Source organism: Natronorubrum sulfidifaciens JCM 14089, assembly GCF_000337735.1.
Taxonomy (GTDB): Archaea; Halobacteriota; Halobacteria; order Halobacteriales; family Natrialbaceae; genus Natronorubrum; species Natronorubrum sulfidifaciens.
On the sequence record NZ_AOHX01000026.1, the window covers coordinates 286,422 to 300,554 of the forward strand.

The following is a 14,133-nucleotide window of genomic DNA, read 5'->3' on the forward strand; positions in this document are numbered from 1 at the left end:
GCGCGCCGTGCAATTGCCCTGCCCCCTTAGGAGCAAATGCCTCTAACCGTTACACATTATGTGGACTAACTGAACGCATTTGGTATGAACACAGAATTAGCCAAAACCGCCACTGAGGGTAAAGAAGAAATGGCTTTCTGGACTGTAGCATCTCTCGGTTACTTGTACACTGTTTCGCCAGAAATATGGAAGCTAATAGCGACGTGTGTATTAATCCCACTAGCATCTGTTTCCTACTACGAATTGGAGAACCTGAGGGAGAAGATTAGAGGATTACAGAGTGAGATCAAAACCAGAAATCGAAATACGAGAGAGGATGTGAATCCTTGGGAAATTCTTTTAGATTTAATATGGCCGCAAAACAGAATGCGGTTTTTTGGATACACAGTCACTGTACTTAACGGTATCGCGGGGGCTGCGATTTATTACCATCTACTAGATTATCTTCGATCAAGTAGTGAACCAGAACTAATAGCAATGATTCTTTTTGCACTTCCTCTGATTTACTTTTGGACTTTGTTTTGGACAGTGATACGGCACAAAGGATAGCTACCTATATTTCGAGTGGATCAACTGGAGTTCTGCGTGCGGAGGCGGGGCGGGGGCGTTGTAATTTTTTGGCTCAGTCCCCTTGGGGACACCCGCCAAGGGGGCTTTCGCACGCAGCGCGAAACGACCCCGCAGCTGTTGCGGTGCGATCGCAGTGCCGACCCCGCCCTCGAGGAACAAACAACAACCACAGTTGGACAATAACACCTCTAACACAATCTGAATTGCTGAAAAGAAGGGGCGAGCGAGTGTTGCCACTCAGAGGGACAGCGCTACCAGTCAGGCGCGAGCTTCCCAAGCGGACGGGCCGCGGTGTCGCCTTCCGGTGACTGCCAGACCATGTGGATTCTCGCGAAGTCGGCTGGATCGTTCCCCGACTTGCGCCACTTCTCGATCGCCTCTCGAGCGACCCGTTGTGCGTTTTCATAGTTGTCGTGCTTCAGCGTCGAGAAAATCGTCAGCCAGTGCAAGATTGAATCCCGAACCGGCAATCATTCAACTTCGAGAGAGTGTTTGTACGATCGAATCGCTACAGAAGCGACTCTCGAGGTGCTCGAGACGGGACACACTGTCGATGGACTCGCCGGGATTGAGCAAACGCGAAGCGTTTGCGATGTTCGGCGAGTCACGACTGAACGAGCGAAGCGATGTGAAGGAGTGGACTCGCCGGGATNGGGATTGAGCAAACGCGAAGCGTTTGCGATGTTCGGCGAGTCACGACTGAACGAGCGAAGCGATGTGAAGGAGTGGACTCGCCGGGATTTGAACCCGGGGCCTCTTCCTTGCGAAGGAAGCGATCTGCCACTGATCTACGAGCCCTCGAGCATTCATACCCGGGGTTTGTATTTGTAGCTTGTGTTTCGAAGACGGCGGCAGCGGCTGCCATATTACACACCAGCGCGAGCCACCGCGAGAACGCGAGCACGCCCCGCGACCAATCCGAGGACGAACCCGGTAAAGTGGGCCAGCAGCGCAACCCCGGGGGCCGCAGTCGCCAGGGTGACGGCCGTTGCGAGCGCGATGACGATAACGACGGCCAGCCACTGGGGAATCTCGACGACCGAGAGGAGGCCACTCGAGAGCCGGTTCGAGGCGACGAGATAGCCGAGGAGTGCGAAAACGGCCCCGCTGGCTCCGAGGACACCACTGGTGCCGGCGACGCCGATCAGCGGGACCGTGGCCGCGGCGTTCGTCAGGAGGATCTGCGAGAGCCCGGCGATCGCCCCCGTCACAAGGAAGAAGAGATGAAAGCGCAGCCGCGTCGTCGCTCGAGCGACCGGCCAGCCGAAGACGACCAACGCGAGGCTGTTCGAGAGCAGGTGGCCGAGGCTGCCGTGGGCGTAGACGCTGGTGACGATCGTCCACGGGTTCGCCGACAGCGGCGGCGTGAGGACGAACAGGCCGGCCATGAGACCGAGACTGAGCAACGCCGTCAGCTGTTGGAGGACGAAGACGAGGGCGAAGACGACCAGCAGGTCGTAGATGGGGCTGCTCGAGCCGTCGGTGGTCGGGCCGGTTCTGTGTCCCGACCGCGAACGCGCGCGATTCGCCATAGCGGAGTATCGGCGGCGAGAACTAAAAGCCCTCACGGCAACGCGAGGGTCTGAAGCCGATCGAACGCCGTCGCTCCGGGACGATGTGAAGAAAACGGTGTAAAACGGATTCCGATCGCGATCGGCCGTTAGTCTTCGAGGACGATCTCGATGGAGACGTCGTTTGGCACCTGAATGCGCATGAGCTGGCGGAGTGCGCGTTCGTCGGCGTCCAGATCGATCAGGCGCTTGTGGACGCGCATCTCCCAGTGCTCCCACGTGGCGGTGCCCTCGCCGTCAGGCGACTTCCGGGTCGGCACCTCGAGGGTCTTCGTCGGCAGCGGGATCGGACCGCTCAGGTTGACGCCGGTGTTGTTCGCGATCTCACGGACGTCGTCGCAGATGTTGTCGAGGTCATCTGGACTCGTGCCCGCGAGTCGAACGCGTGCCTGCTGCATTTATTTGTCGTGGACCTCGAGAACCTTCCCGGCCGCGATGGTCTGACCCATGTCGCGGATGGCGAAGCTCCCGAGTTCGGGGATTTCGCTGGATGGCTCGATGCTGAGGGGCTTTTGTGGTCGGATGGTGACCACAGCAGCGTCACCCGACTGGATGAAGTCGGGGTTCTCCTCGGCGACCTCGCCGCTTGCGGGGTCCATCTTCTTGTCGATCGACTCGATCGTACAGGCGACCTGAGCCGTGTGGGCGTGGAAGACCGGCGTGTAGCCAGCCGTGATCACGGATGGGTGCTGCATGACGACGACCTGGGCCTGGAACGTCTCGGCGACGCTTGGTGGGTCGTCGGCTGGGCCACAGACGTCACCACGGCGGATGTCGTCCTTACCGATGCCGCGGACGTTGAATCCAACGTTGTCACCGGGCTCGGCTTTTGGCACCTCTTCGTGGTGCATCTCGATCGTCTTCACTTCGCCACCGACGTCCGATGGCTGGAAGGAGACGTTGTCGCCGATGTTCATGACACCGGTCTCGATACGTCCGACTGGGACGGTACCGATGCCGGAGATCGTGTAGACGTCCTGAATTGGGAGTCGGAGCGGTGCGTCCGTTGGTGGCTGTGGTGCTGGCAGGTTGTTGAGTGCCTCGAGCAGGGTCTCGCCGTCGTACCACGGCGTGTTGTCGGAGGCCTCGGCGATGTTGTCGCCTTCGAACGCCGAGATCGGGATGAACGAGGCGTCCTCGGTGTTGAACTGGACCTGCTTGAGCAGCTGCGTGACTTCTTCGACGACGTCGTCGTAGGTCGACTCCTTGTAGTCGACAACGTCCATCTTGTTGACGCCGATGATGAGTTCGTCGATACCGAGGGTACGAGCCAGGAAGACGTGCTCCTGGGTCTGGGGCGCGACACCGTCGTCAGCGGCGACGACGAGGACGGCGTTGTCCGCCTGGGATGCGCCCGTGATCATGTTCTTCACGAAGTCGCGGTGGCCAGGACAGTCGACGATGGTGAAGTCGTACTCGTCGGTGGTGAACTCCTGGTGGGCGATGTCGATGGTGACACCACGCTCTCGCTCTTCGGCGAGGTTGTCCATGACGTAGGCGAACTCGAATCCGCCCTTGCCTTTCTCTTCTGCTTCTTCGCGGTGCTGTTCGATGACGTGCTCTGGTACGCTTCCCGTCTCGTAGAGGAGGCGTCCCACGAGCGTGCTTTTCCCGTGGTCAACGTGGCCGATGACGGCCAGGTTCTGGTGTTGTTCGCTCATTGTTGTAGCTCACGCGCAGAGGCGCTTATATCGGTCTCTTTTGCTCGTTGCGGTTAAAACCATTTCGAAAGCGTATTCTGTCGACCCCGACGCCTTCTTGCGGTTTGTCTAGTATTCACACGGCACAAGACGTTCAATCGACGGAAACGATACGCCAAACCGAGCGACTTCAGGGCGAAAGCCGTCGGGTAGCACTACCCCGCGCCCACTCGAGGCGATACATATCAATGTGGGGGAGAAGTCGGCGCTCACGCGTACGGCTTTCGAGAAACCGCGGGTCCCGGGTGATATAGTGCCAACTGAACCGATTGACACACGCATCGCACGGCGAACGGGTCACGTCGTTCCGCGCTCGCCAGTTTGCGGTTCTCGCTCACGTCGTTCGCTCACGGGTCGTTCCTCCCCGTTCGCGTATCCGCGGTTCTCGCTCACGTCGTTCGCTCCGACCCGCGCACGCTCCGAACCGCGCACACTCCGACGGTCGCGTCGACCCGCGCTCCCGTCGTGCGATGCGGTGTGGAGTGACGTTCAGTGGCGCCTATACGAACTGCGAGAGTCATGAGGAGTATCGTTTGCGTGCAGAGTTCCCCGCCGAAGAACCGAGAGCCACCACCGAAGGTCGGGTCTTGGAGTCTCCGGATGGAGAGGATACGTTCTATGAAAAGTGTACGATGGGGCGCGTCGGGCAGAGACTACAGCGGTGGGAGCCGGCCAACGTCCGAGAGCACTGCCGTCGCCGTCTCCGGGCCGCCAGCACCGCGACCGCTCGAGTGCAGCGAGCCGGCGTTTCGCGTCTCGATCTGGACGATGTTTCGCGTGCCGGTGACGGCAAGCGGGCCGTTTTCGGGGACGAGTCGCGGGCCGACGCGGACGCCGTCGCGGGTCGCCTCGCCGATGAGCCGAATCGTGCGGCCGTCTTCGGCGGCGAGATCGAGTGCGCTGCCGGGGATGTTCTGGATGCCTTCGACCGTGGCGTCCTCGAGCGAGAAGCCACCATCAGCGAGGACGTTCGCGAGGATGACGAACTTGAGTGCGGCGTCGGTGCCGTCGACGTCGAAGGTCGGGTCGGCCTCAGCCACACCGAGGTCCTGGGCCTCCGCAAGGACGTGTTCGTAGTCGAGGCCTTCGGCGGCCATCCGCGTCAGGATGAAGTTCGCAGTCCCGTTCAGAACGCCGCGGGCCGCGGTGACAGCCTGTGGCGTCGAGTCTTCGATGGTCGACAACACTGGGATTGCGCCGCCGACGGTGGCCTCGAAGCGAATCGAGCCCGCGCTATCGGCTTCGAGCGCGCGGAGTTCTTCGTAGCGTTCGGCGACAGGGCCTTTGTTGGCCAACACGACGTGACGGTCGGCCTCGAGTGCGCGTGTGACGTGCGAGAAGCCGGGTTCGGCGTCGTCCAGCGTGGTCGGGGTCGCTTCGACGAGGACGTCGTAGTCGGCGTCGAAGACGTCGTCGGGCTCACTCGAGCCGAGTGCTTCGTCGCCGGCTTTTCGCTCGAGCGCGCCGGCGATGTCGATTCCGTCGTCATCGACTGTGGCGGTCGTCGAGTCAGCGAGTGCAACGACGTCGTGTCCGTACTCGCCGGCGAGGTCGGCGACCGAGCGGCCGACGTCTCCGGCACCGAGAATTGCGAGTTTCATGCGGAATCACCTCCAAGGAGTGGTTCGACGACAGTCAGTTCCTTCTCCGAGCCGATCGCACGGATCGCTTCGAGTGCGGCATCGGAGCGACCGGAATCGATCGCGAGTCGGATTCGAGCGCTCGAGACGGCGTCCGTGCCGTCGGGTGCAGCAAGCGAGAGATCGCGAACGACCGCGTCGGCTTCGTCTTCGATCCGCGAGAGTGTGTTCGAGAGGTCGCGTTCGACGAGATTGCCAACCAGCACGACGCTGATCTCCTCGCCGTAGTGTTCGGCACCGGCCTGAATGACGTTGACACCGGCGTCACGAAGCGCATCGACGATGCCGTCGAATCGGTCCGGCGGGCTTTCGAGATCGACCTCGACGGGAATGTGCCCTCGAGGGGTGATGTTCCCGCGCTCGTGGTGGATACTCAACAGATTGCCACCGTTGTTGGCGATCGGCGAGAGTGCACGAAGGAGTTCGCCGGGTTCATCGACCAGTTCGAGACGAACAGTGTAGGCGCGAACGCCGCCATCTGTTTCCGCCTCGTCCTCGTCGACGGGGTCGTCACTCACTGCCGCCACCTCCTGCGTTCAGGCGTCCACGCGTCATCATGGTCTATGACTCTGTAGTGGGAGCGTAAAAGGATATAGGACTTCCCAAAGCGCACCAGCCACGTTACCGTTCCACAGTCGTTCGGCGGGTCACGGACGCCGAGAGCTGCGCCGGAGCCGTGGTGGCGGACGGACCGCTGTCCGTCGGTTCCAACGAAGTCACGACCCGTCAGCAAATCGGGACAACGGCCCGTCTCAGAGGTGGTCTTTGCCCGGGTTCGACGAGCCCCAGTCACCGCGCCCGCCTTCAGTCCGGTCGATACCCATGATCGACTCGGCCTGATCGGGGCCGCCGAGACTCTCGCGGGCATCGGGCACGCGAACCGTGATGTCGTCGATTTCGGGCCACGTGAGCAGTTCAGCCTCGATGTTGCTCGTCGTGATGTTGCTCACCGAACATCCCTTGCAGCCGCCACCGAGTTCGATAATCACTTCACCGGTTTCCGGATCAGCCGCACGGACGGCGCTCGTCCCGCCGTGCATCTGGATGATCGGCATCTCGCGGCTGAGCCAGTTTTCGACCCGCTCGTGGAGTGATGGCTCGGCGTCGGCGTGGGATCTGGCGTCGGAATCCGTCATTGTTCGAACTAGGAACTCGAGCGGTCAATAAGGTTTTGACGGCTGCTACCGACCATCACGGTCGTTCCTGAACGTTTCTGGAGGACACGCCAGCCTGTCAGCGCTCGTCGACACCGCGGCGGCGACGCAGCCACTCGAGGGTCATGGCCCCACCGGCGAGTCCAACAGCCCCAGCGAGGCCGGTGAAGCCGGGGATCGAATCGGTGGAGTCCGCGTTCGATGCCGTCTCGGAGGGGTCGGTCCGGAAGGTGTACAACGCCCCCACAGTGTCCGTGTTCGGGATCAGTGGTGTACTGCTCGCGATGAACGTGTCGCCAGGGTCGGCGACACGAGCGGTCCAAAACCCCGCAGTGTCGGCGTCGTGCCAATGCATGCGTTCTTTGGGTGCGGCAGGATCGCTCACGTCGTGGACTTTGACACCGCCTTGATACCACGACGAGTAGAGCCGATCGTCACGCAACTCGAAGTTGTGCGCCGTCGTCCACTGCCCGCCGTAGTAGGATGCGTCATCGGCCGCGGGCGCGTCGATCGTCGCCCGAAACTCGAGGGCGGTCGGATCGCTGGCGTCGTAGAGATCGATTCCACCCGGTCCATCCGGGGCGTCACCACCCGTGTCCCACGCCTCCCGACCGACCGCGAGCAGGTCGCCACTGTCGTCTATAGCCGAGTAGTGATCGTTTCCCGGCAGCCCCATCTGGGCGTCCTCGTTTCCACGCTCGAGTTGGGTCTCGAGGTCGGTCTCTCGCACCCGCGAGCGCATTGTAGGATCGGTCGGGTCGCTGACGTCGAGCAGGTAGGTGCCGGCGTTCCAGTGGGCGAGGACGGCGATATCGTCGGCGACTGTGACGTCGTGGAGGTATCTGGCGAGCCAGTAGACGTCGGCCCACTCGGGTTCGTACTCGAGCAACGACCAGCGGCCGATCTCGGTCGGCTCGTCGCCGACGTCGAAGATCACGAGCGAGTGAGCATCAGGGGTGTTTTCGACGACGTAGAGCAGGTCGTCCTCGAGAACGCAGTTGTGGATGTGAAAGCCGGTCTCGTAATGGCTGACGACGACTGGATCAGCAGGATCGCTCACGTCGTAGATCACGAAGCCGTGAAAGACATCTGCGGACGTGCTGTTCGCCGGGCCGACGACAGCGAGCCGATCGCCGTCGACGCTCACATCGAGGATCTCAGTCATACGAGTGCCGTCGACCTCGAGAGCGAGTCGCTCAGCGAGGATGGCGGGATCGGCAGGGTCGCTGATGTCGACAGTCACGAAGCCAGTGGTGGCGGCGAGATACGCCGTCTCGCCGTCGTCGCCGACGACCGCTTCGGCAGCGCCGTCGACCTCGACACGGCCGAGTGGCTCACCGTCGGGACTGGACTCGAGTGCAGTCGACGCGCCGGACGCTGTCGACGCGACGACCGACTGTGGGAGGGCCACGGCGGCTCCGGCGACACCGCCCGTTCGAAGGAACGCTCTCCGCTGCATACGGAACCCAGCGTCCGACCGGTCAAATAACGCGTGGTCGGTAGCACGCAGTGACACGACGGCGCGGAGACGACGGCGTCGTTACAGTCGCTTGCGATCGCCCGTGCCGCCGGTCAGAGCGCTTGCGATCGCGCCCTCGAGGACGACGTCGTCGCCGAGGTCGGTGACACGGATCTCGGGCATGTTTGTCATCACCATCTCCGAGACGCGCTCGCGGATGGCGTCGACGACCAGCTCCTCGTTGTGCAGGGCAACGGCCCCGCCGAAGGAGACCACGATCGGTGCAAAGGAGTGGATCACGTTCGTGACACCGATCGCGTTCCAGTGGGCGAGTTGGTCGATGACGTAATCGGCCAACTCGTCCTCGCCGGCAAAGTCGAAGACGTCTTTGGCCGAAAAGTCGGGGCTCTCGAGCGGAATGTCGGTCGAGATCGTCGGGTCGTCTTCGGCGAGCAGTCGCGCGTAGTTCGGGATCGCGTTACCCGAACAGTAGGCTTCCCAGTGACCGTCGTGGCCACAGCCACAGGTCAGTCGCCCGCGCGGATCGACGACGTAGTGACCGACCTCACCAGCGTTGCCGTCCCAGCCGTCCATCACGACGCCGTCACAGCAGACGCCGGCACCGATTCCCGAGGAAATCGTGATGTAGACCATGTCGTCGGGGTTGCGGTCGGCGTGGAACCGTTCGCCAATGACGCCAGCCGTGGTGTCGTTGTGGAGATACACGTCGTCGCTGTCGATCAGTTTCTCGATCGGGCCCGTCAGCGGGATACGATCGATCGAATCGGGCAGGTTTGCCGGGTCGATCACGGCCCCTTCCGCGAGATCGAACGGGCCGATGGAGCCGATTCCGGCCGCCGCGATCTCCTCGGGAGTGATTCCCGCATTGCCACACGCACTCCGAACCGTGCGAAGCACACCCTCCGTGACATCGATCCCCGTCGGGCCGCGTGGGGTAGGACGGCGGTCTATACCGACCGTCGTCCCATCGTTCGTCGCGACGGCGGCCCGAACGTTCGTCGCGCCGAGATCGACGCCCGCGTAGTAGTCCATCTTGTCCTAACGACGACCGTCACCGTACTTAACTACACAGATCGTACTCGGCAACGAGTAACCGTTCCGATAGATAAGCGATCCTGAGACACTGCGCTCGACAGTTCGCACGAATCGGTCCGAAAAGACGTCTGTTCGCGACTTCTTACTGGCTTCTGTCGGACAGGATTACTCCATCACGTCGAGGTCACGGAAGTACGTGACCGGACACGGTGCTTGCAGGATGATCTCCTGTGAAACCGAGCCGAGGACGGCTTTTTCCGCGGGCGAGCGTCGTCGGCCGCCGACAACCATTCGGTCAGCATCGACGTCGATCGCCATGTCGACGACCTTGCTGCTGACCTCTCCGAGTGCCCCTCGAACCTCGTACTCGACGCCGGCATCGGCGAAGATCTCCTCGAGGTCGCCGACCGGTGCGCGTCGGGCAGCGACTTCGTCGGGGTCGACGTCGTCGACACGGGCGTCGAAGCCGAGGTCGTCGTGGATGTCTTCGTACTCGTCTTCTGTGAAGGCGTGGCCGATCACGACCTTCGCATCGAGTGGTTCTGCGATCTCGAGGACGGTGTCTGCGAGTTCCTCTGCGCGTACGGTATCCATCGGCCCGACTGCAAGCAGTATCGTATCGATCGCCATGTCAGCACAGTGGTAGTGCCACCTGCTTAAGTATTCTTGTCGACACAGTATTCCGACGATAGTCGCCACGGGCTATCCGTGAGTGTCCCGAAACGGGTCGAGACGCAGGACCGAACGAACGCCGTCTCGTAGGGGTTGCTGTCGTCAGTGACCGCCGATCGCCAGCCACGGATCGGCGGGACATCGGGACACCAGTCCCTATCACGCGTCGTTTCTGACGAACGTCACTGGACACGGTGCCGACAGGAGGACTTCCTGTGCCGTCGAGCCGAAGACCGCTTTCCCGGTCGGCGAGCGCCGTCGGCCGCCGACGACGACCCGGTCCGCGTCGACACTGGTCGCGAGGTCGATTATCGTCGGCCCGTGTTCACCGATCGCGCCGCTGATCTCGTAGTCGATGTCGTGGTCGTCGAACACCGCAGCGAGATCGTGGATCGTCGAATGTCGTCGTGCGACATCGTTGGGGTCGATCTCGTCGTCTCCGGCGGCGAAGTCGAGTCGGGAGACCACCTCGTCGTACTCATCGCTCGTAAAGACGTGGGCAAGCGAAACAGTCGCGTCGGCCGGTTTGGCGACCTCGACGACAGCCTCGGCCAGTTCGTCGAGTCGATCAGCGTCACCGGGACCAACAGCGAGGAGCACAGTATCAAGCGGCATAGCCCGACTATCCTCGGCAGCCTACTTAACTTCTGGACGTCCTGTCAAATCGGTGTCTGCTGTGCAGCTGGACGCCTCGAGATCCGGTCCCGAGTGCTTTTCCACCCGGTCGCCGACCATCGTGTATGGACGGACCCGACCTCGAGGGACAGACGGTGCTCGTGACGGGCAGTGCGAAAGGCGTCGGCCGCGAACTGCTGTTAGCGACGGCCGACTGCGGCGCGAAGACGGCCGTACACTACCACTCGAGTGCGGATGCAGCCGATGAGGTGGCCGCGAAAGCAACAGCACGCGGCGCGAGCGACTCGATGACGGTTCAGGGTGACGTCACCGATCCCGAACGCGTCGACGACCTCTTTGCGGCCGTCGAGTCGGAACTCGGGAGCGTCGACGTGCTCGTCAACAACGTCGGTGATTTCGCGCCCGCCCACTGGGCCGACCTCGAGTTCGAGACGTGGAACCGAGTGCTCGAGACCAATTTCAACGGCACGTATCTCTGTTCGAAACGCGCGCTGCCGGCGATGCGCGAGGAATCGTACGGCCGGATCGTCAACATCGGCTACGCCTCGAGCGAGCAGGGGCTGGTCAGCCCGAAGAACTTCCCCTATTTCGTCGCGAAAGCAGGCGTGTTGATGTTCACGCGGATGCTCGCGGCCGACACGCAAGACGACGGGATCACCGTCAACGCCATCTCGCCGTACGTCGTCGAAAACTCCGACGAGTTCCCCGCTGACCTCCCTCGAGGGCGGCCTGCGAGCTTCGAGGACCTGACCGCCCCGCTGTATTTCTTCCTCGATCCGGATAGTGGGTACATCAGTGGCGAAAACGTGGAGGTCGACGGCGGCTGGCTCCCCGAGACGGTCTGATACGGTCTGCTGTAACGAGTTACCGCCGATCACCAGCGGCGGGGTCGGTAATCGGCGGTCAGTGACGACAGCAGCCCGTATGAGTCGGCATCACTCGTTTGGCAGCGGGTTGAAACCTCGGTGCGACCAACGTCGTGTATGGTGCTTCCGATCGCGATGGAGTGGCGACACCTGTTGTTTGCCAACTGGCCAGTCGATCCCGACGTCGTCGCGACACGGCTTCCAGCGGGGCTCACAGTCGATACGTACGACGGTCGGGCGTGGCTCTCGGTCGTGCCGTACCTGAACATCGACGTCCGCCCGCGCGGGGTTCCCGGCGGTGTTGGGTTCGAACTGCCCGAACTCAACCTCCGGACGTACGTCACCCGGGATGGCGAGCCCGGGATTTACTTCTTCAGTCTCGACGCCGAGGGGGGCCTCGGCGTCCTCGGTGCGCGCCTCTTTCATCACTTGCCGTACTACTACGCCGACATCGACATGACCGTCGCCGACGGCGAGATCGTGTTCGAGAGCGACCGCCGGCATCCGGGCGCGTTCCCGGCCAGATTTTCGGGCACGTACACGCCAGTCGGCGAGTCGTTCGGTCCCGAGCCGGACTCGCTCGCGGCGTTTCTCACCGAGCGCTATCGCTACTACACGACGGGCCGTGACGGGGCGATTCGCTACGCCGACATCGACCACGAGCCGTGGTCGCTCCGGGAGGCGTCGGTGACGATCGAGACGAACACGCTCTTCGAGGCCAACGGGTTCGAACCGCCCGCGGGATCGCCGATCTGTTACTACAGCCACGGCGTCGACATCACGTCCTCGAGAAACCGGCGCTGGCGATAAGCAGCGGAGAAGCCGCGCGGAGACGCCGTGCGAGGAACGATCAATATACCCTGCGTGCGTCCGTTGGCTCGAGCAATGACGTCGACTGGAACGATCCGTGCGATCCACGTTGCGGCCGAACAGGGCGCGCCGATGGAACCGCGTGAGTCAGTGCGGGCGGTCGCCGGCCGCGGCCTCGAGGGCGACCGCTACTTCGACACCGAAGGAACCTTCGCCGACCGGGCGGGCAGCGACTGCACGCTGATCGAACGCGAGGCACTCGAGGGAGTCGAACGCGACTACGACATCGCCCTCGAGGACGGCATCCATCGCCGGAATCTCACGACCGAGGGAGTCGCGCTGAACCACCTCGTCGGCGAGCGGTTCCGGGTCGGTGACCTCGTCTGTGAAGGGACCGAGCTCTGTGAGCCGTGTTCGTATCTCGAGGCCCACCTCGAGCGAGAGGGCGTTCGTGAGGCGCTCGTCCATCGCGGCGGGCTTCGTGCACGGGTCCTCGAGAGTGGCGTTATCCGTCCGGGAGCGACTATCGAACGAGTGTAACTTATCGGCGACCAGCCGGATATGTTCGGTGAGCCAATTCGGGAGACGAACCTAAACATACATTCCTGCGAGCGCTAAGAGTCACAGCATGAACGAGCCGGGAGTCCAATCGCTGATGGATCAAGAGACGCTCGACCAGCGGGTCCGAAACGGCGACACTCCGGAGTGGGTCGCCGATCACTGGGCGTCGTTTCAGGAGGGATTGCTCGGTGAGCGAAACGAGAGTCCGTTCCCGTGTTACTTCGGCGTCGAGTCGGTTCAGCAGGGTGAGCCGCTGTACACTGCCGTCCCCTCGATGAGCGACGCCGACGCGCTGTTGACGCTACGGGATCGAATCCTCGAGTACCTCGACGTCTATCAGGACCACTCCGATCGGGCCTCGATGGTCACGTTCTTCAAGCCGCCCGAAGCGCCGCTCTCAGAGCGGGAGTATCACGAGACGCTGTGGCACATCCTCCAGACGCTGCACTTACACGATCCCGAGCCGTGGCCCGAGGACATCCCAACCGATCCGGACGACCCCCACTGGGAGTTCAGCCTCGGCGGCGAGCCCATGTTCCCGACCTGCCGAGCGCCGTTTTACGACCAGCGAAAGAGCCGCTACTGTCCCATCGGCCTCGAGATTACGTTTCAGCCCCGAGCGCTGTTCGAGAACCTCGGTGTGACGGCCGACACCGACGCCGGCCAGCGCGCCCGAGAGGTCATTCAGGATCGTATCGAGGAGTACGACGGCGTCTGTCCACACGCCGATATCGGCGACTGGGGTGTCGAGGGCGACCGCGAGTGGCACCAGTACATGCTCTCGTCGGACGACGAACAGGCTCCTGATGAGTGTCCGATGACGGTCACGCGAGCGCACCCGAAACCCGCCGCGCGACTCCCATGAGCGACGTGGCTCATACGCTCGAGGACGCTGTCCTCGTCCTGATCGACTTCCAGACGGGGTTCGACGCCGACCGCTGGGGCACGCGGAACAACCCCGACGCCGAAGCGAACGCAGCGCGCCTGCTCGAGCGCTGGCGCGAGACGACTCGCCCGATCGTCCACGTGCGTCACGACTCGACCGAACCCGATTCGCCGTTGCGCGGCGACGAACCCGGCTTCGCGTTCAAACCCGAGACGGCCCCGCTCGAGGGCGAAGCGACGTTCGTCAAATCGGTCAACGGCGCGTTCATCGACACGGGACTCGAAGAGTGGCTCCGCGAGCGCGACCTCGAGCAGCTGGTGCTTGCCGGGTTGACGACGGATCACTGTGTCTCGACGACTACTCGTATGGCCGAAAACCGTGGCTTCGACGTGACGGTCGTCGCCGACGCGACCGCGACGTTCGACCGTAGCTTCGACGGCGAGCGCTTCGACGCGGAGACGGTCCACCGAACCGCGCTGGCCCACCTCGAGGGCGAGTTCGCGACGGTGATGACGACAGCCGACCTGCTCGAGTGACTGCCGATCGGGAACA

17 protein-coding genes and 1 tRNA gene are annotated in these 14,133 nt (G+C 62.7%); 6 read left to right on the plus strand and 12 right to left on the minus strand.

Annotated elements, in window-relative coordinates:
• Positions 1 to 84 precede the first annotated feature (84 nt).
• The gene (locus tag C495_RS17555; protein WP_152418860.1) at positions 85 to 549 is read left to right on the plus strand and encodes a hypothetical protein; all 465 of its coding nucleotides are present in this window, start codon (positions 85 to 87) and stop codon (positions 547 to 549) included.
• A 272-nt stretch (positions 550 to 821) separates the two neighbouring features.
• On the opposite strand, the gene C495_RS04580 is transcribed toward C495_RS17555, so the two are convergent.
• The 12 genes from C495_RS04580 to C495_RS04635 all read right to left on the minus strand — a co-directional run bounded on the left by C495_RS04580 (position 822) and on the right by C495_RS04635 (position 10,437).
• Positions 822 to 1,019 (minus strand): hypothetical protein, encoded by a 198-nt coding sequence (locus tag C495_RS04580; protein ID WP_008160454.1) that lies wholly within the window; start codon positions 1,017 to 1,019, stop codon positions 822 to 824.
• Between the two features lie 277 nt (positions 1,020 to 1,296).
• Positions 1,297 to 1,368, minus strand: a tRNA-Ala gene (locus C495_RS04585).
• 68 nt (positions 1,369 to 1,436) lie between these two features.
• Positions 1,437 to 2,102 carry a rhomboid family intramembrane serine protease gene (locus C495_RS04590; protein ID WP_008160456.1) on the minus strand — a complete coding sequence of 222 codons (666 nt, stop codon included), beginning with the start codon at positions 2,100 to 2,102 and terminating at the stop codon, positions 1,437 to 1,439.
• A gap of 128 nt (positions 2,103 to 2,230) precedes the next feature.
• Complete coding sequence (gene rpsJ, locus C495_RS04595) at positions 2,231 to 2,539, minus strand: 30S ribosomal protein S10 (RefSeq protein ID WP_008160457.1); 309 nt, start codon at positions 2,537 to 2,539, stop codon at positions 2,231 to 2,233.
• A complete protein-coding gene (gene tuf, locus C495_RS04600; RefSeq protein WP_008160459.1) occupies positions 2,540 to 3,802 on the minus strand; it encodes a translation elongation factor EF-1 subunit alpha in 1,263 nt (420 codons plus the stop codon).
• Positions 3,803 to 4,494: 692 nt separating this feature from the next.
• The gene (locus tag C495_RS04605) at positions 4,495 to 5,442 is read right to left on the minus strand and encodes a homoserine dehydrogenase (RefSeq protein ID WP_008160461.1); all 948 of its coding nucleotides are present in this window, start codon (positions 5,440 to 5,442) and stop codon (positions 4,495 to 4,497) included.
• Complete coding sequence (locus tag C495_RS04610) at positions 5,439 to 6,008, minus strand: hypothetical protein (protein WP_008160463.1); 570 nt, start codon at positions 6,006 to 6,008, stop codon at positions 5,439 to 5,441. Before C495_RS04610 ends, C495_RS04605 begins: the two co-directional genes overlap by 4 nt.
• A gap of 225 nt (positions 6,009 to 6,233) precedes the next feature.
• On the minus strand, positions 6,234 to 6,617 hold the full coding sequence (locus C495_RS04615) for a NifU family protein (RefSeq protein ID WP_008160465.1): 384 nt from the start codon (positions 6,615 to 6,617) through the stop codon (positions 6,234 to 6,236).
• Between the two features lie 97 nt (positions 6,618 to 6,714).
• Positions 6,715 to 8,094 carry an LVIVD repeat-containing protein gene (locus C495_RS04620; RefSeq protein ID WP_008160466.1) on the minus strand — a complete coding sequence of 460 codons (1,380 nt, stop codon included), beginning with the start codon at positions 8,092 to 8,094 and terminating at the stop codon, positions 6,715 to 6,717.
• A gap of 81 nt (positions 8,095 to 8,175) precedes the next feature.
• Complete coding sequence (locus C495_RS04625; protein WP_008160468.1) at positions 8,176 to 9,147, minus strand: ROK family protein; 972 nt, start codon at positions 9,145 to 9,147, stop codon at positions 8,176 to 8,178.
• A gap of 168 nt (positions 9,148 to 9,315) precedes the next feature.
• A complete protein-coding gene (locus C495_RS04630; RefSeq protein WP_008160470.1) occupies positions 9,316 to 9,780 on the minus strand; it encodes a universal stress protein in 465 nt (154 codons plus the stop codon).
• A 201-nt stretch (positions 9,781 to 9,981) separates the two neighbouring features.
• Positions 9,982 to 10,437 (minus strand): universal stress protein, encoded by a 456-nt coding sequence (locus tag C495_RS04635; RefSeq protein WP_008160472.1) that lies wholly within the window; start codon positions 10,435 to 10,437, stop codon positions 9,982 to 9,984.
• A gap of 125 nt (positions 10,438 to 10,562) precedes the next feature.
• Between C495_RS04635 and C495_RS04640 the strand changes: the two genes are divergently transcribed.
• The 5 genes from C495_RS04640 to C495_RS04660 all read left to right on the plus strand — a co-directional run bounded on the left by C495_RS04640 (position 10,563) and on the right by C495_RS04660 (position 14,117).
• Entirely contained in the window at positions 10,563 to 11,303 is a 741-nt protein-coding gene (locus C495_RS04640) for an SDR family NAD(P)-dependent oxidoreductase (RefSeq protein WP_008160474.1), read from the plus strand.
• A gap of 138 nt (positions 11,304 to 11,441) precedes the next feature.
• Positions 11,442 to 12,134, plus strand: coding sequence for a YqjF family protein (locus C495_RS04645; RefSeq protein ID WP_008160476.1), 693 nt, complete (start codon positions 11,442 to 11,444; stop codon positions 12,132 to 12,134).
• 75 nt (positions 12,135 to 12,209) lie between these two features.
• Positions 12,210 to 12,674, plus strand: coding sequence for an MOSC domain-containing protein (locus tag C495_RS04650; RefSeq protein WP_008160478.1), 465 nt, complete (start codon positions 12,210 to 12,212; stop codon positions 12,672 to 12,674).
• 88 nt (positions 12,675 to 12,762) lie between these two features.
• On the plus strand, positions 12,763 to 13,560 hold the full coding sequence (locus tag C495_RS04655) for a YqcI/YcgG family protein (RefSeq protein WP_049890141.1): 798 nt from the start codon (positions 12,763 to 12,765) through the stop codon (positions 13,558 to 13,560).
• Positions 13,557 to 14,117 carry a cysteine hydrolase family protein gene (locus C495_RS04660; RefSeq protein WP_008160481.1) on the plus strand — a complete coding sequence of 187 codons (561 nt, stop codon included), beginning with the start codon at positions 13,557 to 13,559 and terminating at the stop codon, positions 14,115 to 14,117. The genes C495_RS04655 and C495_RS04660 overlap by 4 nt, the downstream gene beginning before the upstream one ends.
• Positions 14,118 to 14,133: the final 16 nt, after the last annotated feature.